The sequence below is a fragment of the Phycisphaeraceae bacterium genome, from assembly GCA_019636555.1.
Classification (GTDB): domain Bacteria; phylum Planctomycetota; class Phycisphaerae; order Phycisphaerales; family UBA1924; genus JAFEBO01.
Genome location: JAHBXH010000001.1, coordinates 3,357,512 through 3,381,583, shown reverse-complemented (window position 1 = coordinate 3,381,583; position 24,072 = coordinate 3,357,512). Strand labels below are relative to the sequence as shown.

Genomic DNA, 24,072 nt, shown 5'->3' with positions numbered 1-24,072 from the left:
GAACGCCTACCGAACGCGATTGGCACGCTTTGCGAGTGAACGGGCGGCTCCGCGCAGCGCCACCCACGTGAGCACGAAGTAGGTGGCACAAAAGGCGATTGAGCTGAGCGTAAAGGTCCAAAGGTTGAAATCAAAGAACGTGCGATACGGGCTCCATCGAAATCCGGATGCTTCGCTCACATCGGCTCCCTGGATCGCCGTGATAACCATCGGGGCTGGGTTCCAGACGGCGACAATCCCGAATACCTCGTCGGGCGGCGGGAAGTGGCCGATCTGCGATGCGATCGCAACGCATGCCATAAACACCGCGGGAAAGACGATCCAGATCGCCACGCCAAGACCGAGGTTCAGGGTCGCAGCGACGGGGCTCCGCCGCGCAACGACGCTGAACCAAACCCCGGTGGCGATGAGAAACATGACCGGTGGGATGGCGATCAGGAGCAGGTGCACGAGCACGACAAACGAAAACGTGCCCGGCAGCACGGCGAAAACAAGCGTGATCCCGAGATAAAAAACGAAAACGGGGGAAGCGCGGCGCAGGGCGCCGATCCACTTCGCGCGAACGATCGATCGAGCAGAAAGCGGCGTTGTGAGCAGCACCTCGAGCGATCGCGACTCACGCTCGCCGGCGATGGAATTCGATGCGATCAGAGCGGATTGGAAATAGAACACCACCAACAAGACCGCGGAGGCAAAGAAGAAAATCTCGATCGTCTGGATTCCGGATTCCCAGTACGCGAACGCGAGAAGGGCGACGGCGGCGATCCCCGCCACCCACGGATGCCACGGACGGATGAAAACGCGCTGGCGCAGTTCTCTCCATGCCATGGCGTCGTCCCAGACCGATAGGTCGCGAGCACGAGACGAGGCGCCCTTGTCGCCATCGGGAAGAAGCGCGGCGGCGCGCTTCTTCTTCGACTTGGGTGGAAGGGCGACGTCGCCCCCGAGGGTGATCTTTCGGAATCGCCACGTCGCGATCGCGAGGAAGAGGGCGCAGCCGGCGCCGTTGTACGCGACGGACCACCACCAACCGTTGGCGCTGAACACCGGCGTGTTCACCGCGCCGAGCGAGCTCGTCGTCTCGAGTCCGAGGCTGAAATACGGGCTGAACGGGAGCAGCTTCATCGTTCGCGGGCCGTTGGATCCGATGGCCAGCACGAGCGTCAGGATCATCGGCGCAAAGCACCAGAACACGCTTGTCGCAAGCCCCGAGCTCGCGGCCATCGTGGACGAGCGCACGCGAGCCGATGCGGCGAGCGAAATGCTCGCGTGAAGCATCGCGGTGGTGACCGTGATGCAAGTCGAAGAGACGATGAATGACGGAGAGATTCCGCCAAACAGGCGGATCGCGAGAAGCAGAGGAACTCCCGCCGCGATCAGGATGACGATCTGAACCAGCGCGCCGGCGAATTTTCCCAGAACGATCTGCGCCGGTGTGAGCGGGGTCGCCAGAAGCGATGAGAGCGAGCCCTTGCGTCGCTCGTCGCAGATGGCGCCGGCGGTGAGCGTCGAAGCGACAAAGCACATGATCACGAACTGGAACCAGGCAAAGAACGCTCCGAGCGTCGGCGCAAACATCTGGAGCTGCTGGAGCGCCGACGCCTTTCCGCTGCCGGCGAATCGGATATCGACGGTGATCGCGAAATAGACAAGGCTTGAAATGCCCGCCAGCCCGAGCACATAGAGGGCGCGAACCCAGTACGAAGACGAGCGCCGGGAGACGACGCGGATCTCGCGATCGCAAACGGGGCCGAAGAGCCCGCGGGAGAGGAGTTTGATGGGATTCGCGTTCACGTGTTTGCTGCGTAGTCGTTATTGGAGCGCGCCGGTTGTGAGCTTCAGGAACGCGTCCTCGAGATTGATTTCCGCCGGAGCCAGGCTGTGGATGCGGGCGCCGCTCGCGATCAGCAAGTCGGCCGCGAACGCGTGGCCCTCGCGTTCGGAGAGGCGAAGATCGATGTTGAGTGATGTCGGAGACTCGATTGCGACCGATTCGACTCGGGAGTCACGGCGCAGCGCAGCCGCGATCGAATCGATGGCGGCGGACGCGGGGTGGAGCACAACGACGATCCGTTCGCGCGCCGCGCCGATGGAAGGGCCGTCGGCGTCGAGTGCCGCGGACCGGACTTTTCTGAACGCGTCGTCGATCGACCCGGCGAAGAGCAGCGAGCCGCGTTCGACGATGCCGATCGAGGTGCACATCTCGGCGAGTTCGCTGAGAATGTGCGAGCTGACCATGAGGCACTTTCCCATTTTCCGCAGCTCGATGAGGAGGGATCTCATCTCGATGCGGGCGCGAGGGTCGAGCCCGCTCGCCGGCTCGTCGAGCAGCAGAACCTGAGGTTCGTGAATGAGCACGCGCGCGACGCCGAGGCGCTGCTGCATGCCGCGGGAAAGCGAATCGACCATCGCGTGCTTTTTGTCGGTCAGGTCGGTCAGTTCGAGCACCTGATCGATGACGGCGCGCCGGCGGGAGCGGGGCACGGTGAACGCCGCGGCAAAGAATTGAAGATACTCATCGGCGGTCAGGTCGTCGTAGACGCCGAGAAAATCGGGCATGTAGCCGACGAGCCTGCGGATGGCGTCGGAATCAGTGCGCGTGTTCTTGCCGCAGACAATGGCCTCGCCGGAATCCTGCTTGAGCAAGCAGGCGAGGATCTTCATCGTTGTGGACTTGCCCGCGCCGTTGGGCCCGATGAAGCCGAAGATTTCTCCCGGCCCGATCTCAAGCGTGAGATTGTCGAGGGCGACGAGCGAGCCGAATCGCCTGGTCAGGTTCTTCGTCGAAATCATGGCTTTCTCGTTTTTCGAGGGGGTTTCGAGTCTTTGAGTTCGGCGGCGGGGAGCGGCTGCGGCTTCACACACTCCTCGGGCGCGAGAGGCACCAGAATCCGCCAGACCGTCGATTCGCTCGCGACAAAGTCGACCTTTGATCCCGCGGCGCGGGCAATCAGGGAGGGGTGACCGCTGCTCTCGAACAAATACACGCAGGCCCATCCGCCCGAAGCAATCAGGGCGTTGACCGCTCGTGATCGTTCGCGCGGACCGGGCAATTCGAGCGCCGTTCCAGGCGCAAAGGTCGTTCTGACCTGGAAATCGTCGGGCACAGCATCGGTCGCCGAATCGGCGCCCGGAGGAGCATCCCATCTCGAGCGGGCTTCTTCCCGAGATGAAGACCGGAGCTTGATGCTGTTGCTGGTACTCCCGGAGCTTTCTGAATGGAGCGCGAGGAACCGCGTGCCGACTCGAATCGCACCCTGTGCAAAGGTGCCCGTCGGATTCTGTATCTCCACGATCCAGTCTCCGTCATTTCCTGTTACCCGCACGGTTGGAACGCTTGGTGGCACGGCCGCGGATTCGTTCATGAATGAGCGAAGAGTCCACTGAGACATCGAGAGCGAGCGCGGCGGATGCGGTGAATTGATTCGCACCGGTTTTCCGGATCGCGGCCTGAATTCCGCTTCAAACGTCTCGAACGTCGAGAGCGGCTGTGAGCGCCCGTACTCATCGAGGTACGCGGCAGAAACACCGCGGAACCAGCCGATCGGAGGATCGTCGGGGCGACCCGGATCAAACAGGGAAATCGACGAGCCCGAACTCGAGAAAAGCGATGTGAGGGCAGTGGAGGCAAACGGTGCGTTCTGATCGGGCGTTTGGATTCGATCATTTACCCGCAAGCGATTGGACGTCGACGCGCCGCTCCGGATGAGCGGCGGCACGACCGCCGCCAGAACCGAGGCGATCAAGATCCAACCGAGCGCGGTCACCCAAGACCATGCACGCAGATTCATTCGTCGCAGAACGATTGCATCGAACGGTCCGATCGCGGTGGCGAGGAGAATCAGGAACGCGACGATCGCGATGAACGCACCATCGCCGAGCGCCGGGATGTCGGTGAGCTTGTCAAGAGAAGTGCGGATTGCCAGACGCGCGGGGGCATCGCTGCCGCTGCCGCGAACCCTCCATGAATAGTCAGACCCCGATGCCCGCCTCATCGAGGCCTCGGCGAGCGCGTTTCGGAGCGCACGGGTCCAGTGATACGTCAACTCGGACGAGGTCTGCCCGAGCAACGCGGGGTCCACTCCGACAACAACGATCCAACCGAAGCCGACCGGACCCTGCGCGAGCAGCCCTTCGAGCGGCTCGCCGTCGTGGCGGGCGGTACGGGCGAGCGGCCAGTCGATTCTCCATCCCGATTCTGCGACGGGCGTGGTCAGCCGCAAAGCGCGTCCGGCGATCGCGAATTGCCCGCTCGGCTCCGGCTCGCCGGTATGCCAGGCCGGATCGGGCAGGAGGGCGCTCGAGCTCTCGATGTCGAGAGGAGGCTCCTGCCAGAAGAGTTGCAGCCAAGACTGCGGTTCGGCTCCGGCAAGGACAACGAGACAACCGCCGGAACGCACCCACGCCGCGAGCGAATTCGCCTTGGGGAGAGCCAAAGAAGCGAGCACGTCGGAACGCGCCGCAACAAACGCTGCGCCCAAGTATCCGTACTCGCAAACCGGCAGCTCTTCTTCGCGAACCACGCAGCACGCCAGTCGCTCGTCGACCTTGCGTGCCTCGCTCCGACCGCTGATCGAAGGGCGCGGCTCCGAAACATCTTCAGGTGGACGGAGGGCGCGGGCGATGCTGGGCTGCATGCCGGTCTTGTCGGCAAGAACGACCCCTAATTCGACGTCCTTCAGAATGCAGGCGGGAAGAGCGGAGTCGCCGAATTGCATCCGCCAGTACATTCGCTCGTCGACCACTCGGCCGGCCGGATCGCGCAACTCGACCCTGATCGAGGCCGTCGCCAGCGGGATCGCGGCGATGATCTCGGTCGGCATGATGCGTCCCGGTGTGGTCACGATCCGCGACGTGATCCGGGCGCTCTGCGAAGCGTCCTGTGCGAATTCGAGCGAAACCGTTCCCTCGAACGCGCCGGAATTGATCGCCGGGTTGCCGCTGACGTAGACGCGGACCGGCGCCCAGGTATCCGAGAGCAAATACCCATCGAATCCGAAACGAACGGCTTCGATGCTCGCCGGATACTTCCTATCTGTGCGCGGCGCAGCCGGGATCGGCTCCTGCTCGAAGCTGCGCGGGGCGGCGACGACAGAGTGAACGAAGAGCCCGAGCAGCAGTGCCGTCGCGAGCAGAAATGGGCGGCGGAGAATCATCGGAGGCAGCGCGCAACATCAACAGGGTTACCGAGTGGTTGGTTTGACACGGGCAGCGGATCGGCGAACTCAGATGTGAACTTTGCGGTTGTAGATGAACCACTCGAGCATCAAAAGTCCGGCGCACACGAGAACCAAGTAAGGCCACAGACGCTGATCACCTTTGAACGTTCCATCGTTCGATCGCACGATTCGGCTTGCGAGTTCGACCGAGCCGGTGGCGGCGACCACAGATTCCTGAGGGTCAAGCAGATTGGCAGGGATGCGTCGGATGGTGCGCCCGTTTTCGACCAGGTCTCCGGGTGCCGCGGCTCCTTTCCAGGTCAGGCGATACACACCGGCGCGCCGGACCGGCCCGAAGACCACGGTGCCGTCGGGAAGCGGTGTCAGCGCTGATTCCGACAGATCCTCCACGCCCGGGGGCGGGAGCAGGCGGATGTCGGAAGCGCCTGCGGGAAGTCTTTCGGAAACAGTCGCGCCTATTTGCGTGGAATCGCTGGCTCCGGCGATTGCATCGCCGCCCAAATAGTCGAGGGCGGATGCGAGGAACACGACGAAACTGACATCGAGCGGCCAGGATGAGGCCCCGATATCGAACGGGACGATGATCGCACGGGTGGGTCCGCTCGAGAGCTCGATCATCGCCGGTCCGCGTTCTGTGCGGGCGATCGTGACGGCAGTCGAGCCGGGCCGGACTTCGACATCCCGCGATTCGGCGATGAAGACAGAATCGAGCGTGACATTTCGGAGCGCCGGGTGCGTGCGCTGCCAATCGACGATGGTCGCGTTGCCGGCCTTGCCCTTGTCGGTGATCGGTGAAGGCGGGCCCTCCTTTACACCTGTTGCCGCGGGAACACTTCCGAGAATGAGAAACCGACCCGGAGGCAGGCCCGCCGCATTCGACATGTTGGATAGCGGCGGCAAGACGCCGTCGAGAATCAGCACATCGACCGGAGGCGACTCTCCCTTGTCCGCCATCTTCTTGTATTCGGCGGGCGTGATTGTCCGAAGTTCCGCCAGCGGTAGCCCCGCGAGCGCGGACGAAAGAAACAGACTGCCGGGCGTGACGATCCCGACGCGCAGCCGCTTCGCCGGAGGCGCTTCGACGTAGACGCGATCATCGGTCGGGAATGGATCGAGATCGAGGCTCGACCCTGTCGGCGGGCGCAGCCGGACTTCAGCGAGCAGCGCATCCTCGCGTTCTACCGAAAATACGACACCACCGACGCCGGGGTTCAGAGGTGGTTCGGCGCGCGGCTCTGCGGGCGATGCGGCATCTGAAGTCGAGGGGGATGGTGGGTTTCCGGGTGCCGGGGCTGCGGTCGCGTTCGCGGAGTTAGGCTGTGTTGCGCCCGGAAGCGTGACGGACTTGATTGCCGCAACCGCACCCTCGATCGTCAACTCGACATCGCAGTGGCGCTCGGCCGGATCGGAATTCTGCATCCCGACAAAGACATTGAGTTGCTTCGGGTTGTCGTAGGCACGCTGCGCGCGGACGCTGACGATCCCGAGATTTCCGGATTTCGCCGAACCGATACTGTGGAACTCGAACGAATCGTCGGCCGAGGGCTTGGCCTGATCGGCGTCGGGAATACGACCATCGCTGAAGAGATGGATCGCGATTTGCGGGCCGCCCGAAAGCCCTTCGATCACCTGCGTGCTGCCGTCGGTGTCGACGTGGATGCGCTTGGGCGCGTGCGCCTTGGCGAGGCGCATGGCTTCGGCGACGCTGGTCGGCGCGTCCGACTGTCTGATTCCCTCGATCGCGGCACGGAGCTTCTGCTTGTCGCTGGTGAAACTCTGGCGCACGTCCGCCGCGTTGTCGAACGTGATGATCATCGCCTCGTCGCCGGTCGCGTTCGTCGCTTTCGCGAACAGGCCGGGCTCGCGGAGCGAATCGACGAGCGCGAGCGATTCCTTTTTCGCTTGTTCGAGCCGGGGCGCCGAGGTCGACGAACCGGGCGAAGCGTCGAGCGTCGCCATGCTCGCGGAACGATCGAGCAGGATCACGTGACGCTGACCCTTGAACGTGCCGCTCTTCATCACCGGCTCGGCGAGCGCGAAGAGGAGCGCGCCGAGCACGAGCAACTGCAGGAAGAGCATGATGTTGCGGCGGAGCTTCTGCAGCGGTGCGTTCGCCTGGAGATCCTGGACCGCTTTTTTCCAGAGCAGCGTTGTCGAAATCTCGAGGTCGCGCCGGCGAAGTTTCAGCAGATACAGGATCACCAGCGCCGGGATGGCGATTGCTGCGACTGCCGCGGCAAATGGCCAGGAGAGGAACGTCATTTCAGCACCCCCAGTCGGCGCAATTGATCGGCCACAAGCGCATCGACCGGCATGTCGCTGCGAACCGTGAGCAGAGCCATGTCACGCCGGAGTGCAAACTCGCGGAGTTTCTGGCAGTACGCGGAAAGATTTGCCTGATAGCGCTTCAAGAGCGGCGCACTGATCGTGACCTCGGCGGTGTCGGCATCTTCGATGTCCTTGAGGCGAAGATCGCCCTTGATCGGCGGCTCGAGTTCCTGCGGGCTGAGCACCTGCACGAGAATCAGGTCGTACCCGTGTCCGGCGAGCAGGCGCAAGCCGTCTTCGTAACCATCCTTAAAGAAGAAATCGGAGAAGACGACCATGACTCCCTTGCCCCGGCGCGAGAGCGCGATGCGTTCCGCGGCGGTGCGGAAATTCAGCACGCCCCCGGGCCGAACCGCGCACAGGAACCGCGCGAGATCGTGCACGCGACGGCGACCGCGCAGGTCCCTGAGCGCGCGAATGGACGCCGCGGGCGGAGCCTGCGCGCCCGACTTTGGCTTCTCGTCGGGGGCATCCGCATCGATCCCCGACATCACCGTCGCGGCAACACGATTGAGATTCACAAGCCCGACGTAGCCGAGCGCCATCGCGCAGCGCTGCATGAAGTGGAACTTGTTCGGTTCGCCGCAGTCGGAAGACGCGGACGCGTCGAGTACGACGTGCAGCGAGAGGTCTTCTTCCTCGAGGAAGAGCTTGAGGAAGAGTTTGTCGAGCCGGCCGAAGATGTTCCAATCGATGTGTCGCAGGTCGTCGCCGGTGACGTACGGCCGGTGATCGGCGAACTCGACGGAGTGGCCGCGCTTCTTGGAGCGGCGTTCGCCCTTGAGCTTGCCGAAGAAAACGCGACGGGACGCGAGATCCAGCGGATCGAGGCGAGCGATCTCCTTGGAAGATAGAAGATCTTCGAGCTTGGTGGGGCGGGAGATGGAAGAGGTGCGGAGCATGGGAAGGGAGAGAACGCGGAGGGGCGGAGTCGGCGGAGTTACGCGGAGGGGAGACGCTCGGCGAGCGTCAATTCAGGCTTGTCCGTTTGTTGAGAGCGATCCCGTTCCATCATCCGCCTCCTCCCAAGTTTCATTGAACTGTTTGTGGATCGCGCCAAGCACTTCTTCGCGTGAATTGAAGCCATTGAGGTCGTATGCGCGTGCCACGTGGCGTGCGATCTGACACAACAAATGGCCCCAGGTAGCCGGATCCTTGTAAAGGCGACCTGCAATTCGCACGTACTCCGTTCGGTCTGTCCAGGCACGAAGCACTTCGTGGGCGTCAGGATCAGCCATTGCGTCGTTGGGGACTGCGATTTCACGTGTTTCCTGCATGGTCACTCTCTGACATCGACAAACTGAATTCGAGAGAACGCGGAGGGCGCAGAGGAAGCGGAGTTACACGGAGAGGGGATCGGACTTGAAGAACGCAGAAGGAAGTGGAGTATCGCGCGTCAAGACTCGGCGGTACATTCCGTCTTTCAGCCTTGCGACGTTGAAGTTGAAGATGAGGCCGAGAGGTAGCTTGGCGGAGCGCATATAGCTCTTCAGTTGTGCGAGGTGGGTGTCTGAAACATTCTCTACAGATTTCAACTCGATCACGATGAGACCAGCCACGACAAGATCGACGTATTGGTCACCGAGCGGCGCGCCCTTGTACATCAGGCGTATTGGAAACTGGCGGACGAACGCGATTTGCCGTAGTTCAAGCTCGCGGCAGAAGGCGAGTTCATAGAACTTCTCGAGCAGACCTGGCCCGAGCTCAGAATGCACCGCCATCGCGGCTCCGATCACTGAGTTGGTTAGACGATTCCATTCTGCGGGAACGTCGCTTGGCCCCAAGTGTTGTTTTTGAACACTCTCCATGCATTTCTCCGCGAAACTCCGCTTCCTCCGCGCACTCCGCGTTCTCTCTGTTTATTTCTTCTCCGGCCCCGTCGGCGTCAATTCCAGGATCTGCCGCACGATCGCGTCCGGGTCCACTTTGTCCGCTTCCGCTTCGAAGTTCATGAGCAGCCGGTGTCTCAGCGAGAGCGCGGCAATCGACTTCACATCCGCGTAGCTCGCGTGGAATCGCCCGTCGATCAGCGCCTTCACTTTCGCGCCGAGCAGGAGCGCCTGTGCCGCACGGGGTGAAGCGCCGCACCGGATGTACTTGTTCGTCGGTCCGTCGGTTCCGCCCGCGGCGGTCTGCGTTCCGGGGTGCGTCGCGAGCACCAGCCGGGCGACGAAGTCCTTCACGTGCGGCGCGACGATCACGCCGCGCACCAGGTCCTGCGCCTGCAGAATCCCGGGCCCGTCCAGCACGGGGCTCGCATCCGGATTGTCCTGCCCGGTCGTGCGATCGAGGATGGTGATCAGGTCGTCGAGCTTGCTGTAGCCGACCACGATCTTGAAGATGAAGCGGTCGAGCTGGGCTTCCGGCAGCGGGTAGGTCCCTTCCTGCTCGATCGGGTTCTGCGTCGCGAGCACGAGGAACGGCTTCTCGAGTTTGTACGAAACGCCGGCGACCGTCACGCTCCGCTCCTGCATCGCTTCGAGCAGCGCGGATTGTGTCTTCGGCGTGGCGCGGTTGATTTCGTCCGCCAGCACCACCTGAGCAAAAATCGGCCCGCGCTGAAACTCAAACTTGCGACGCCCTGTCGCCGGGTCTTCCATGACGATGTTCGTGCCGATCACGTCCGCCGGCATCAGGTCGGGTGTGAACTGAATGCGGCTGAACGGCAGGGTCAGGGTTCGCGCCAGCGTGCGCACGAGCAGTGTCTTTCCCAGGCCCGGCACGCCTTCGAGCAGCACGTTGCCGCCGGCGAAGAGCGAGATGAGCACGGCCTCGACGACGTCGGAGTGTCCGACGACGACTTTTCCGATCTCAGATTTCAAACTGGAGAAGGTCTTGCGAAAGTTTTCGCACGCGGCCTTGACCTGTTCAGGCGACATTTCGGTGTGGGGGTGTGGGGGGAAGGTGGTTGGGGTCATGGGGAGTTCTGGATCCTTTCAGTCTCGAATTCAAGTCTGGCGTTGAAACAGATCAGGGCATGCGGAAGAGTGGGATTCGCGTGATATTCGTCTTTCCTCGAAACCTCGTCACCTTGGCACCTCGACACCTTTCCTATTCGTTCATCTCATCCCGTGCGCGTTTCTTGGCTTTGAGGAGCGCGGACATTCCTTCCGAAGCGTCCTTCTTTTCCTGGGCTTGCTGTGCCGCGGCAGGTTTGGTTTCGGCGGGGCGGGAAACATCGACGATGGGCGCTGTGGGCCTCGTGCCCGGCTCCGCTTCGAACTTGACAGCGGCGCTTGATGTTTCCGGTTCTCCCGAGCGCGACGCCATCGTCTGGCGCGCCGCTTCGCGTGCTGCTTGCAACCGATCGATCTGCTGGCTCTGCTTGTTCTTGTGCGGAGACACGAAGCGCTGGAGCGCCCGCGCCATCGCGAGCAGATCGATCCGCACTCGGCGCACACCGACATCGACCAGGAATACTGCTGCCGCGGCGAGCGCGAGCCAACTCCAGATCGGGCGCAGCGCCACCGGCATCTTCAAACCTTCGCGCGACCAGAGATCGTTCTTCGTTGGGTCGTCTGTCAGAAGCCGCCCGCCTGTGATCGACCGTACTTGTTCAAGCAAAGCGAAGTTGTCTTCCAGCACGCGGAATTCATCCGCGAACGGGCGATTGATCGCGGCCTGCACCGATCCCTCGATCTGGCCGTTATCACCGGGCGCGGCGTACACAAGCCCGACGATTGAGGTGCCCGGCGGCGGATTCTTGACGACGCCCTCATAGCGCCCCGGCCCGACCTGCCGGATATCGACCGATTGGCTCGTGCCGTCGGGCATCGCGATGCGCCCGCGGAACGCGGCAAAGTTCAGCCGTTCGCCCTTGGTATCGAGCGCATCAATAAAGATCCGCGCATTGGCGCCCTGCACTTCCGTGGTCACGCGCACATTGGGCGAACCGCTCGGCCTCATCGCCCAGCGGATCTGCTGCTCCCAGAAACTCTTGAACCCGGGCCACGAAACCCAGTCGCCCGCCCAGCGCGTGCTGACATCGCTCGCGAAAACGATGCTGCGCCCGAGGCCGAACTGCCACTGCGCGCCGATCGCGTCGTTTTCTTTGCCGCGCAGCGTGACTTGCGAGAGTCCCTCGCGGTCCGCGGCAACGACATATCCGTGCACCGGAGGAACCGACTTCACGCCACGAAGCGTGTCAAGAACTCCGCCCGCGATCGTCGGGGAGAATGGATCGCCTTCCCAGATCAGCGGGCGCTTCACGGTCTGCGCTTCTTTCGTGAAAATCTGCGGCAGCGTCGCGAGCGCCTGCTGCGTGTTCACGTCGTAGTGGCGGCCGCCCGTGAACTTCGCCATGTCCGACATCTTCCGCGTGTCCATTCCAGAATGCGGGAAGACGCCGACAGTCGAGATCGTGATTTTGGCGTTGACGTAATCCTGCAATAAAGAAACGGGCGGCGGCTGCGGATCGCCGTCCGAAATGATGATGACATGCTTCTGGCCCGCGTTGGCCTTGACGAGTCCCTGATAGGCCAGGCGCACAACCGGCGTGAAATCGGGCATGTCGCCGAACACAAGGTTGTTCACCGCACGCTTGATCGCCGAGCCGTCGCCCACCTCGCGCAGCGGGTACGCCCAGTCCGTGCTGTACATCGGGTTGTATTCGATGAGGCCGGCGAGGTCGAGCCGCGAGAGCGCCGAGATCGCGGCGATCGCCGTTTGCTTTCCGTAGTAGACGCCGTTGGGCATCTCGACCGAGTGCGTGATGATGACGAGCGCGCCCTTCGGAAGCTGGCGTTTCTGGGGCGGATCGAGCCGGACCGGGAGCGCATCTTCCACCGGTGATCCGATCCAGCCTCCCGCGCCGAGTGCGTCGGGGCCTCCGGTCATGACAAGCCCGCCGCCGGAATCTTGGACGTAACGCTTCAGTTCTTCCTGCTGGGCAAGGCTGAAATTGAACGCGGGCTGATTGACGAGAACGACCGCGTCGAACGCGCTCCACTCGGTGAGCGTGCGCGGCGCGGCCTCCGGCGTAACCTCCTCCGTTCGGATCCCCGACTTGTTGAGGACCGCGACCAGTTCCGTCGATTCCTTCTCGCTCGAAGAAATCACCAGCACGCGGCCCTCGCCGCTGACGAACGTGACCGCGCTGGCGACGTTGTTTTCGAGGACCGTGTCTCCCTCCGGTCGACCCCCGGACAAGTGCGGTTCGAAGATCGCCCGAAATTCCTGTGCGCCGTGGCGCGGCGCGATTACCGGAACTGTGAATACGTTCGACCCCGGTTTGAGATCGATGTCCATTCCGAGCATCGAGCCGTTGCCGGAAAGATCGATGGGCTGCCCGTTGAGTGTGATGACCAGCTTGCCGCTGACGGCCTTGGTGGACTGGATCACCGCGCGCAGGCTCATCGTTTCGCCTTGACGCGCCGTTGCGGGCGCGACAAGCCGGTCCACAAGCACTTCGCTGTCGTAGCGGAAACGCAACGGCAAGACATCGATCGGAACGCCCGCGGCGCGGGCCGCCTCGGCGGCACTGATCAGCGAATCTTCCGTCTCGTTGCCGTCCGTCGCGAGCACGATTCGCCGCGCCGCGTCATCGACAGGCAGCGCGAGCGCCATCCGCACGCCCGAAGCAAGATTCGTCGCGTCTGCCGCGCCCACGTTCTGACGCTCGACGACTTTGTTTGTCTTGCTCGGAAGCTGCTGCACAATCGCGGTGCGTCCGACCGTAATCGTCCCCATCCGATCGTCTTCGCGCGGGTCGAGCTCGCGCGCGTGCTCGAGGAATCGATCGACCCGATTCTGAAGGTCGGCGGGCACCGATTGGCTCGCGTCAAGAACATTGAGAATCGCGACGCCTTTTCCCACGCGCCGGAGCTGCGGCTCCGCGAGCGTCGCGAACAACAGCAGCAGCAGGAGTACGCGTGCGCCGAGCGAAACCCACCGCGCAACCGGGCCGAGCCCGGCGATGCTGCGAACGGCCATCAGGACCGAAAGCGCGGCAAGCACGGCGCCGACGGCGAGCCATCCCGGCGAATCGAATTGAACAGGGCCGACCACCAGGGCGCCCAGCGTGGGAGTCATGGGTTGCCCTCACGCTGGCGGGAATTCGGCGCCGCCGCCACATGATTCGGATGCGCGAGGCGATCGAGCGGCGCACGGAAACAAAGCACGCGGTTGTTGCCCGAATCGAGCGCGAACGCGTCGGCGTTGTGAACCGTCACGCCCCATGGCGTGATAAGTTCTCCGTCGCCCCGGCCCGGCTTGCCGGTTCGCTCGAGAACTTTGCCGGATTCAAGATCGACGCGCGTGATGCGCGCCGCGCCCTGCTCGCTGATCAGGGCGCTCCCGTCGCTCAGCAGAACCAGCCCGTACGGATATCGGAAGAGCTCGGAATGATCGTGCAACGCGGTCTTGTCCGCCGTGAGCGCATCACTCCCCGGAATCCAGTGGATCAGTTCGCCGTCGAGCGTGAAGACGCCGATGCGATGGTTGCACGCGTCGGTCACGACCAGCCGCCGGCGGGCAACATCAACTTCCATCGACTGCGGCCTGCTGAATTGAATCTTTTTCGGGTCCGCGCTGTCGCCGAATTCGCCGAACGAACGCACGAACGAAAAGTTACCCGAGCCGTCGGGTTCGTAGATCGAGATGCGGTCGTTGCCTCCGTACTCGCTCACATAGAGACGCGACACCGTCCGTCCGTCTTTTCCCGGCAGGACCGCGACATCGGTCAGATAGATGAATTGTCCCGCACCCGTTCCGTACGCTCCGAAACTCGCGACGGGCGCGTTTTCGGTGGTTCCATCCGCGCCCGGCTTGTAGATCTGCACGCGGTGGTAATGTGTGTCCGGTATGAAGAGCGTCTCGTCCTTGTCGTCGCCCGTCGGATCGAAGACGCAAATCCCAGTCGGCTTTCCCGCGGCAAACTCGGGCATGCGCCATCCGCTGATCGCGCGACCCGTGTCGGCATCCAGCCTTTGAACCCGTGCCGCCTTATCGATTACCCAGATCGAGCGGTGATCGCTGTCAAGACAACGCGGAAACGCGAATTGCCCCGGGCTGATCCCGACTTCGCCGATCGTGCGAGACACCGGCAGGGCACTCGCGACAGAGGAAGTAGAGTCGCCACAAGATTCAAGCGACAGTGCAACCGAAGCAGTGAGAAGCACCAGCGCTGTCGCGCACCTTCGGTTCATGCGGCCCCATCCTACGAAAACCCGTCGGGTGTTGTTCGGATTCCCCAACCTGTGGTTCCAGAAACAGGCTTCACTGCCTCACGATGGAGGATTCGGGCGGGAGAATCGGGCGCTCCGGCTGAGGAACCACAGTGTGACACCCCCGATGACAAGTCCGACCCCCAGCAGGATCAGTCCGGCGGCGGACAATTCCTGCGTTCTTGCAAAGTGGAGTTGATTGAGTATCGCCCGCGCAAATGTGTCAACGCCGGGCGGTTGTAGTTCGATCGAACATTCGATCTCATGAAAGCTGAGGATCGCGACAATCGCCCCTCCGGCACCGAGTGCCGCCCAATTGCCCGCGATCGCCGCTTTAAGCAGACCCAAGACGCCCGTTGCGCCATCCAACCGGCGCTGATCGGTTTGCTCACGCGCTTCTCCCGAAGCGAGCCAGCATCCCAGCGCGATCGGGACGATTCCGAATCGGACGAGGTGCGCGATTGCGAGGATGGCCGCCGAGTCCTCGAGAGCCGGGTAAACGCGCCGAACGAATGCCGCGAGCCAGACACCGATCATGATTCCCGGCGCCAGCGCGCCAAAAGCAAACACGAAGAGAGAAAGCCGCACCAATCGGCGCGAGAATGGGCCCGAAAGCATTCCGATCCAGGCAGCGAGCATGAGAAGCACAGCCGCAACGCCGGTGCTCGTTGCGATTTCGGCGCTGTTGATCAATTGATCGGCGTAGATCCGGACGAAGCCGAGGAGTCCGCCCGCCGAAGCGAGGTGAACAGCAAACAGGCCGAGGGGCACGAGCGCACCCAGCGCGAAGATCCCAATCGCTCCAAGAAGGGAATGCCCACGGACCGACTCGGGCCGAACATCGGTCCGGAGTTCGACATCGGGCCGATCTCGCCAGGAAAGCCGCCAGAAAAGCCACGCACCAATGAGCGCGAACAGAAGCATCGGCCACGCTGTGATCCAGGCGCGCCACTGCCGATCTTGAGGCAGCAAGTCCATGGCCAGCCAAACGCGGATCGTAAGTGTCTCGAGCCGTGCGACGTGCAACGGGATCACCGACCCGAGCATGAGAAGCGTGACAATGGTGATCGCCGCGAGAATTCCCGGTGCGCCGAGCCGGACGCGCTCGAGGAACCACTTCGCCTTCCCCGGAGAATCAAGCGTCAGTTGCTCCAACGTGGAAGTTTCGATCCGGGCGAGCCAAATTGAGAGCGTGATCCCGGCGAGTGGGGCGGCCCAGAGGCTCAGCGATGCCGCGGCAAGCGCCTTGCCCGCGAAGACCGGAATCCAGCCCGAATCTCCCCTTGCGGCCCTTTCCAGCCAGTCGCCCAGAATCGTTCCGGGCGCGCGGAGCAGGTTGTACGCGCCGAATGCGAGGTAATTTGGGAGCAGCAGGGGAGTGGCGACCAGCGGCAGAAACCTCCACCCACGCATCCGGAGAAGCCACGCAAGGGGCCATCCGAGCACTGTCGAGCAAAGCCCGATTCCCAATGCGGTTGCGATCGTCTGAAGTGTCAGTGACCACGAGAAAAAGTGGAGTTCGAACGTTTCGGACGGGGTGTTCGAAACGATCTGCCCGGGATCCGTTTTGAGGGGAGCAAAGAGGTTCGTTTCGCGCAGTGCCGAGGCCCCGGCCCAAACGACAGGTCCGCCGACAGCAAAAAGGGCGAAGCAAAGAAGTGCCGCAGCGACCAGAATGACACCCGGACGATCCTTCATCGCGGCCGCTTCCGGCGCCTCCAAGCCCGATCAACTCCCGAGCGCTCCGCTCAGAGTCGCATCCGGAGAGGCTTCAGAGTATCATCCGAGTCCCTATGTCTATCTTCCCTCCGCAGGCCCTTGCCGGTAAACGCCCGGGCCCATCCAAACCGACCCGAGCCAAGCAAGCGACCATTCCCGGCCAGGAAGAGGCGCAGGGTGGGTTCTTCGGAAAGCGGATGAAGCGGCTCCGCGAAGCGATGGGCGGGCTCGAGCTTTCCCACCTGCTCGTCACCAATCCGCTGGATGTCGGCTACCTGACCGGATTTCTCGGGGGCGACAGCTACCTGATCTTGGGCCCGGGGCGACCGGTCCTTGTCAGCGACTTTCGCTATCAGGAAGAAGTGAGCGAATTCAGCGAGTTGTGCGAGATCGTGATCCGCAAGCGATCGATGGGCGAGGCGATCGGCGAATTGCTTGCGGGTGAGAACGTGCTGCGCGTCGGCATTCAGGCCGAGATCATGACGGTCGCGGAGCGAGATCAGCTGGCCAAGCGCATCGGAACCAAGCGCGTTGCCGCAACCCTTGGTCTTGTGATGAAGATGCGCGCCGTGAAGGATCAGGCCGAGGTCGCGCTCATCCGCAAGGCCGTAAAGATTCAGGAAGATGCGCTCAAGGCGGTCCTGCCGACTCTCGAGCCGGGCTTGACCGAACTCGAAGTGGCCGCCCGCCTCGAAGCAGAGATGAAGAACCGCGGCTCGAGCAAGCCGAGCTTCGAGACGATCGTTGCGGCTCGCGCGAACGGGAGCATGGCGCACTACCGCCCCGGCTCGACGAAGCTCGCGGCGAATCAGCCGGTGCTGATCGACTGGGGCGCGATCTGGCAGGGCTATCACAGCGACATGACCCGCACGTTTTCGCTCGGCAAGTGGCCCAAGCAAATCGCCGAGGTCTACCAGATCGTCCTCGAAGCGCACCAGCGCGCCGCCGCGGCGATCGCCCCGGGGAAATCCACTTCAGAAATCGACAAGATCGCCCGCGATTTCATCACCGACGCCGGGTTCGGCGAAAATTTCGGGCACGGCCTCGGCCACGGCATCGGGCTTCAGACGCACGAAGAGCCGCGTCTCTCGCACATGCTCGCCGGCACAAAGCTGGAGGTCGGGCACGTCTGCACGGTCGAACCGGGGATCTATCTTCCCGGCGTGGGCGGCGTGCGCCTGGAAAACGACTATGTCGTGCAGGAAAACGGATCGCAGAACCTTTGCTCGCTTCCCATGACGATGGACTGGGCAACACTTCGATGAGACGATCGGGACCGCTCCGACTCTTCGATCGACTGGAATCACCATGATTGACCCCAACAAGCTCAAGGATCTGATCAAGCTCATGGTCGACAACGACCTGACGGAGATCGATCTTCAGGATGACAAGGAAACGGTGACGATTCGCCGCGGGCAACCTCCGGTCGCTTCCGTGCCGATGATGTACGCGCCGCACGCACCCGCAGCGGCCGCCTCAGCGCCCTCCGCTCCGGTGGCATCATCCGCGAGTGCACCCGCACCGGCGATATCGAGTGACGCCGGGCTCATCGCGATCGAATCGCCGATGGTCGGGACGTTTTATTCCGCCGCCAACCCGGATTCGGCGCCGTTCGTCACCGCCGGCGCAAAGGTGTCGCCCGCCACCGTCGTTTGCCTCATCGAAGCGATGAAGGTCTTCAACGAGATCAAAGCGGAAAAAGGCGGGACCATCGAGCGTGTGCTCGTCAAGAGCGGCGAAGCCGTCGAGTTCGGGCAGAAGCTTTTCCTTGTGCGTCCGGCCTGATGCGGCAAGGCACTTGGCACTAGGCACTGGGCACTAGTGACAACAAGCCTGACCGAATCTTGTGCCCTGTCCCGACCGCTCGCTCTTCCGCATGTTCAAACGAGTACTCATTGCCAATCGAGGAGAAATCGCTCTCCGCATCATGCGCGCCTGCCGCGAGATGGGTGTCGAGGCCATCTGCGTCTATTCCACCGCGGACAAGGATGCGCCGTACCTCAAACTCGCCGATCGTGCGATCTGCATCGGCCCCGGCCCCGCGAAGGAAAGCTATCTCAACATCTCACGCATCCTGAGCGCAGCGGAGATCGCGGACGTCGACGCGATTCATCCCGGATACGGATTCCTGTCCGAGCGACCCGATTTCAGCCAGGCGTGCCGGGATTGCAAGATCGAGTTCATCGGGCCGAGCCCCGAAGCGATGCAGGCGCTCGGCGACAAGGTCGATTGCAAAAAGACGGCAAAGGCTAACGGTGTTCCGGTGTTCCCGGGCTCGCCGGAGGCGATCGAAGACGAAGAAGAAGCGGTCCGCATTGCAAACGAGATCGGTTTCCCGGTGATCATCAAGGCATCCGCCGGCGGCGGCGGGCGCGGCATGAAGGTTTGCCACAACGAGGTCTCGCTCCGTTCGATGCTGCGGGTCGCGAGCCAGGAAGCCGCCGCGGCATTCGGCAACGGCGCCGTCTTCATCGAGAAATATCTCGAAAGAGCACGCCACGTCGAGATCCAGATGCTCGGCGACAAGCACGGCAACGCCGTGTATCTCTGGGAGCGCGATTGCTCGCTTCAGCGCCGGCACCAGAAAGTGATCGAGGAAGCGCCGGCGCCGAATGTCGATCGCGCCAAGCTCCAGAAAGTGGCCGAGTCCGCCGCGAAGATGATCAAGAGCGTGAAATACGCCGGCGCCGCGACCTGCGAGTTTCTGCTCGATGACAAGGGCGACTTCTACATGCTGGAGGTCAACACCCGCGTGCAGGTCGAACACCCGGTGACGGAGTTGATCACCGGTGTGGACATCGTCAAGATGTCGATCGCGATCGCCGCGGGCGAGAAGATTCCGTTCAAGCAGAGCGATATAAAGATCAACGGCCACGCGATCGAGTGCCGCATCTGCGCCGAAGACCCGGCGCAGGGTTTCCGGCCGAGCGCCGGGAAGATCGCGCAGTGGGAGCCACCGGGCGGCCCCGGCGTGCGCATGGATACGCACGTGGTGAGCGGGTATGTCGTTCCGCCCAATTATGACAGCATGGTCGCAAAGCTCATCGTGCACGCGGAGTCGCGCGAAAAGGCGCTCGACCGAACCGCTCGCGCACTCCGCGAGTTCACGGTCGGCCCGATCAAAACGACGATCCCGCTGCACCAGCGCCTCGTCGAGAACACCGATTTCCGCCAGGGCGGCGTCGATATCCACTATCTCGAGCGTCTGCTGAAGTGATCGATCGACCCGCGGTCAATTGCAGCCGAGCTTGTCGTACGCCGAGACAAAGAGAACGAAATCGTCGTCGTCGGTAACACCGTCGCCGTTGAAATCTCCTCCGACGTCCAGCAATGCGTCGTAGCTGAACGCGAATCGCACGAAGTCGCCGTCATCGACGATGCCGTCGCGATTCATGTCTTGAAAGCAGCGAGTGAGCTCGGCGATGAGGAATTCGCGTGCCGCCTGGTCGGTCTGCGCGCCGAGGTCGCCATGACCCGCCCCCGGAACGGGAAGAAACGTTGGCGATGCGTTTGCCGCGGAAAGCGAGTCAAAGAGTTTCTGGCTCTGCTTGATCGGGACGGAAGTATCGACCGTGCCGTGGGCGATGAAGATGCGTCGATCGCGCGCATTCACGTGCGAGATGGGATTTGCCAGCGTGATGAGACGCATCTTCTCCGGGAAAGGTGAGGCGGGATTGTTCTGATTCGCCCGGAGCACGCCGACGCCCTCGCCGGGCTGGCCGAAACCGATGAGTAGAGACTCTCCGGAACTCGGCGCGTCGTGATCCGTCGTCGAACCCGGGGGCGTGACGACATCCGGATTCATGTTCAACAGATCGGTGGGCCCGAAGTAATCCACGGCGGTGCGGATCGTTGCAAACGGGCCGGTGCCGCCGACAAATCCTTCGAGTTCGAACACGTTGTTGCTTGTGAGCGCGAGCGCCGAGAGATGCCCGCCCGCGCTGCTGCCCCAGGTCGCGATCCGAGCGGGATCGATGCGGAATGTTGCCGAATTGCGCTTGAGAAATCGGATCGCTCCCTTCACGTCGAGTATTTGCGCCGGAAAAATCGCGTCGGAACTCAGGCGGTATTCGACACTGGCAACGACGAAGCCGCTCTGAAGGAGAGCTTTCGCACCGGCAGGAACATTGTTGTGCGTGCCGCCGATCCACGCGCCGCCGTGAATCCAGACGACGCACGGCGAGGGCGAACCCGGAGCGATGTTGTTGTTCCAATAGATATCGATGTGAAGCTGCATCGCCGTTCCATTGTCACGCTGAACGGTGGCGAACACGACTTCGTTGAAGGTGGGAAGCTGTGCGATTGCAGCTGAACAGAGCGTGGCGGCAGAGTAAGCGGAAAGCAGAAAACGATTCATACGCGTGATCTCCGATCCCGTGGAACGCGGAATTAGCAATCGGAGAACGCAAGTCGGGCTCTACTATTGCGGCGGCTCAAGAGCACAGCTAGTTTTCGGGCTCAGGGGCAGAGCAATTCGTTGTATGCCGCGGCAAAGACGACAAAATCTGAGTCGTCGCATTGAGCGTCGCCGGTGAGATCAGCCCCTTGGTAGTTGCCGGGCATGATGAGCTGGTCGTAGAACCCGGCGAAGATCACAAAGTCGGCATCGTCCACGAAGCCGTCGTTGGTCAAGTCGCTCGGGCAGCAGCCTTGCGGCGAGCGCGGGTTCGCGAATCGGCAGAGCTTGATCTCGACTGCGTTCGGCAGATTGTTTCCGACGGCACCCGGGATGCAGTCCGCGCCGATCGGCATCGTTGCGTCAGGGGTGGGGTAGGTACCGACGGCGACGAAGACTTTCGCCGGAAGGGCTGTTCCGCCTCCGAATCGCTTTTTCAGGTCGATTGTTGCGGACAACACGCCGCCGTTGTTCGTCGCCGCGTTCTGTGTGATGTTGCCGCTGGGAACATCAAACCAAGCGTTGTACCCGTTGCTGCTCTCGTTGCCGACGAAGGAAGCCCAGGCGCCCACTTGCCCGCCTTTTCCCCACATCGCATTCTGCAGCGAGCCGGGGCCGGAAGCGCCGGAGAGCAGGAGGAACCGATCGTTGTTTCCCGCCGCGGCCTGTGTCGCCATGTAGAAAATGTCGCCCTTGAGTCCGGCCCACAGATTGATGTTGTTGCTGGCGCTCGTCGCGATGAGCGTCGAGGCGGGATCGCGCACGCCGGTGACGCTCCACGTATCAACCGGTTGTCCGCCGCTCACAGGAAAGTGCCAATCCTGCGATGCATTGTTGTCCCAGATCGTGGCGCTTCCGGGGAGCAACGCGTTGTTGAAGACCATGTCGAGTTGGGTCGCGTTTGGCGGAAGCGAAATCGTCACATTCCACTTTCCGGCGCCCGGTCCGGACGCCATCTGCACCGCGGGCTGCACGGGCGTCCACTGGTTGATGCCCCAGTAGAGTGCGACGTTGCTCGCGCCCGCGAGCGGGCGACCGGCGGAGTCGTAGGTGATCGTCACATTCTGGCCGGCAATCGGGCTCGACGGCGAGATCACGACGGTGTCGCCGCCGCCGCCGGAAGCGCCGGCGCCGTCGCCGACCCAGACGTGCTGGATCGGGGATTTCTTGATGTTGCCGCGGGCGTCGGTCGCTTCGATGTAGTAGTCGACGAGTTTGCTGCGGATTCCGGTGAGGCGGGTGTGGTACTCGTCCGCGACGTACTGCGGCATAACGAAGAAGTTGATGCCGGGATCGTTGAAGAAATTGCCCGCGGGGAAGACGCGCTTGGTCATCGTCACCGATTGCCACGCGCCGACTTCGCTGCCACCGGCGTAGGTCTCGTTCTGGCTGGAAGACAGCGGATTCACGCCGTCGTTGTCGAAGCGGTATTTCAGAATGACGCTGCCGTCCGGGATTCCGCTGGCGTCGTAGGCGAAGGTCCAGATGTCGAAGTCGCCGTTGTTGACGACTTGCTGGTACTTGTGCTGCGGGCCGAAGTTGGTCGAGCCTGGGTTCCACGGAGTCCGCTGCGGAATCCAGATGGTGGGTGCGATCGTGTCGCCGCTCGGACCGGCGCTCGCGATCACCGGATCGGCAAGGCGCGCCGCGTTGTTGCACGCGATGGTCGGCTTCACTTCCATGTCGAGCGATGTGCCGTAGTACATGTAGCCGCTGTTGAGCGCGCCCATGAAGTAATGCCAGGCGCGTTCGGCGGGGAGCGTTGCGTTGTCGGGGTAGACGATGCGGCCCACGTCGAGCGGCGCGCCGTTCGTGCCGCCGTGCGTCGGGTATGACACCGGACGCGCAAGCGTGATCGCTTCCGCGGTTTCAACCCGGTTCTGCATCGCGGTGATGACCGCCCAATTGCGAGCATCCTCCGCCCAGCCGCCCGCGACATCGATGTTGCCCTGCGCATTCACGAGCGGCCAGTTCCAATTGATGAACTGCGGCGCACCGAAGTCCCCGTCGGCATTCACCCATGCTCCGTCTTCCACATGCACGAAGTCGTTCGCGCCGACCGGATAGTCGCTCAGATACTGCTCGATCGTGGTCGCCGGGTATATGCCGTTCGCGGTCGAGACGAGATTCGGCGTCGCCTCCATGTAGTACGAATACCCACCTCCCCAGGCGTTGTCGCCGTCGTGCGCGAGCGTGATGAGCAGCGGCCGCGATCCGGTGTTGAGCGACGCGAGATTTGCGAAGTCGCTGGTCCCTAAAGGCGAGTAGCCGTCGCGCCAAGAGAGACCCTGCGATGAGGGCACGACGATGATCGACGACTCCGTACCTGTGTTCGGATCGACGGATTTCGCGCGGTGCGGAAGGAGCGAGAAGGGCGATTCGACGGGCGAACAACCCCGCGAGATCGATTGCCGGTACCACGCGTTGATGAGCGTCGAATTCGCCGGGTTGATCTGATCGGATTTGTTCGGCGGGTCGCAGTTGATGCCGCCGGAGCCGAAAACCACCGGAAAGTCGGGCTGCGCACGGGCGATTTTTTCCGCGCTCACGACCGACCACGCGATGTTCTCGCTCGCGAGCACGCCGATCATGCGGGTGGAAAACGCCATTTCGCTGGGGAAAAAGCCGCGAGAAACCGGGACCGCGCTGCCCCACGCGTCGGCGTAGATGCGCTTGTACGCCTGCACCTGCTTTCGCATGGTGTTTTCATCCACGAGCGGCATGAGCGCATGATGGAACGGGAAGACGACGACATCGAGGCGCGGCTTTCCGCTGATCGTCGTCCAGCCTCGCGCCTCGCGGATGGAGTTCATCCATGATGGCGAATAGCCGAGCTGGCTTGCTCCGCCGAGCGACATGATGTTCTCGATCAGCCCGCCGGAGTACGTGAGTTGCGCCCCGCCGCGCTGCGTCCAGCAGATCGCGTTCACGCAGTCGCGCGTGCGATACTGATACACGGCCTTTCGATCGTCCGAACCGAAGATTTCGTCGAGGTTGTTTTCGGGATGCGCAGCGCCCGACGCTTTGTGCGTGCGCGATTCCTGGGCGCGCTCGTAGCGATCGAATCCGGATACCTGCTGATCGGGCCAGTAGATTGGCTGCTCGAGATGCCAGAGATACGTGAATTGAACCTTGGATTGAGCGCTGGCCCCGCCGGCGATCAAGACACACCCCGCCGCGGCGGCCACAACTCGAATTCGGGATCGCATCACGCCTCGCTCCGTGTGATTGAAACACCGAGCGTACCGGCACGCGCCGAATGAAGCAAGACAATCCTCGCGTCCGG

At 62.7% G+C, this 24,072-nt stretch carries 16 protein-coding genes; 3 read left to right on the top strand and 13 right to left on the bottom strand.

Going from position 1 to position 24,072, the window contains the following annotated elements; genetic code table 11:
• Positions 1 to 6: 6 nt before the first annotated feature.
• The 11 genes from KF691_14510 to KF691_14460 form a co-directional block, all read right to left on the bottom strand.
• Positions 7 to 1,794 (bottom strand): ABC transporter permease subunit, encoded by a 1,788-nt coding sequence (locus tag KF691_14510; GenBank protein ID MBX3390656.1) that lies wholly within the window; start codon positions 1,792 to 1,794, stop codon positions 7 to 9.
• 18 nt (positions 1,795 to 1,812) lie between these two features.
• Entirely contained in the window at positions 1,813 to 2,793 is a 981-nt protein-coding gene (locus tag KF691_14505; GenBank protein ID MBX3390655.1) for an ABC transporter ATP-binding protein, read from the bottom strand.
• Positions 2,790 to 5,156 (bottom strand): hypothetical protein, encoded by a 2,367-nt coding sequence (locus KF691_14500; protein ID MBX3390654.1) that lies wholly within the window; start codon positions 5,154 to 5,156, stop codon positions 2,790 to 2,792. Before KF691_14500 ends, KF691_14505 begins: the two co-directional genes overlap by 4 nt.
• Before the next feature lie 69 nt (positions 5,157 to 5,225).
• Entirely contained in the window at positions 5,226 to 7,442 is a 2,217-nt protein-coding gene (locus KF691_14495) for a VWA domain-containing protein (protein ID MBX3390653.1), read from the bottom strand.
• Positions 7,439 to 8,410 carry a DUF58 domain-containing protein gene (locus tag KF691_14490; protein ID MBX3390652.1) on the bottom strand — a complete coding sequence of 324 codons (972 nt, stop codon included), beginning with the start codon at positions 8,408 to 8,410 and terminating at the stop codon, positions 7,439 to 7,441. Before KF691_14490 ends, KF691_14495 begins: the two co-directional genes overlap by 4 nt.
• A 72-nt stretch (positions 8,411 to 8,482) precedes the next feature.
• Positions 8,483 to 8,785: a DUF5076 domain-containing protein gene (locus KF691_14485; GenBank protein MBX3390651.1), complete on the bottom strand. Its 303-nt coding sequence runs from the start codon at positions 8,783 to 8,785 to the stop codon at positions 8,483 to 8,485.
• A gap of 63 nt (positions 8,786 to 8,848) precedes the next feature.
• Positions 8,849 to 9,229 (bottom strand): GxxExxY protein, encoded by a 381-nt coding sequence (locus KF691_14480; GenBank protein ID MBX3390650.1) that lies wholly within the window; start codon positions 9,227 to 9,229, stop codon positions 8,849 to 8,851.
• A gap of 138 nt (positions 9,230 to 9,367) precedes the next feature.
• The gene (locus tag KF691_14475; protein MBX3390649.1) at positions 9,368 to 10,387 is read right to left on the bottom strand and encodes a MoxR family ATPase; all 1,020 of its coding nucleotides are present in this window, start codon (positions 10,385 to 10,387) and stop codon (positions 9,368 to 9,370) included.
• 172 nt (positions 10,388 to 10,559) lie between these two features.
• The gene (locus KF691_14470; protein MBX3390648.1) at positions 10,560 to 13,538 is read right to left on the bottom strand and encodes a VWA domain-containing protein; all 2,979 of its coding nucleotides are present in this window, start codon (positions 13,536 to 13,538) and stop codon (positions 10,560 to 10,562) included.
• Positions 13,535 to 14,548, bottom strand: a complete 1,014-nt coding sequence (locus tag KF691_14465; GenBank protein ID MBX3390647.1) for a hypothetical protein — start codon at positions 14,546 to 14,548, stop codon at positions 13,535 to 13,537. Before KF691_14465 ends, KF691_14470 begins: the two co-directional genes overlap by 4 nt.
• A 183-nt stretch (positions 14,549 to 14,731) precedes the next feature.
• The gene (locus KF691_14460; GenBank protein MBX3390646.1) at positions 14,732 to 16,369 is read right to left on the bottom strand and encodes a hypothetical protein; all 1,638 of its coding nucleotides are present in this window, start codon (positions 16,367 to 16,369) and stop codon (positions 14,732 to 14,734) included.
• 95 nt (positions 16,370 to 16,464) lie between these two features.
• On the opposite strand from KF691_14460, the gene KF691_14455 reads away from it, so the two are divergent.
• From KF691_14455 to accC, 3 genes are all read left to right on the top strand, one after another.
• Positions 16,465 to 17,655: an aminopeptidase P family protein gene (locus KF691_14455; protein MBX3390645.1), complete on the top strand. Its 1,191-nt coding sequence runs from the start codon at positions 16,465 to 16,467 to the stop codon at positions 17,653 to 17,655.
• 43 nt (positions 17,656 to 17,698) lie between these two features.
• Complete coding sequence (accB, locus tag KF691_14450) at positions 17,699 to 18,175, top strand: acetyl-CoA carboxylase biotin carboxyl carrier protein (protein MBX3390644.1); 477 nt, start codon at positions 17,699 to 17,701, stop codon at positions 18,173 to 18,175.
• 91 nt (positions 18,176 to 18,266) lie between these two features.
• The gene (gene accC, locus KF691_14445; protein ID MBX3390643.1) at positions 18,267 to 19,607 is read left to right on the top strand and encodes an acetyl-CoA carboxylase biotin carboxylase subunit; all 1,341 of its coding nucleotides are present in this window, start codon (positions 18,267 to 18,269) and stop codon (positions 19,605 to 19,607) included.
• Between the two features lie 15 nt (positions 19,608 to 19,622).
• On the opposite strand, the gene KF691_14440 is transcribed toward accC, so the two are convergent.
• Both KF691_14440 and KF691_14435 read right to left on the bottom strand, forming a co-directional pair.
• On the bottom strand, positions 19,623 to 20,747 hold the full coding sequence (locus KF691_14440) for an alpha/beta hydrolase fold domain-containing protein (protein ID MBX3390642.1): 1,125 nt from the start codon (positions 20,745 to 20,747) through the stop codon (positions 19,623 to 19,625).
• A gap of 101 nt (positions 20,748 to 20,848) precedes the next feature.
• On the bottom strand, positions 20,849 to 23,995 hold the full coding sequence (locus KF691_14435) for a hypothetical protein (GenBank protein MBX3390641.1): 3,147 nt from the start codon (positions 23,993 to 23,995) through the stop codon (positions 20,849 to 20,851).
• Positions 23,996 to 24,072: the final 77 nt, after the last annotated feature.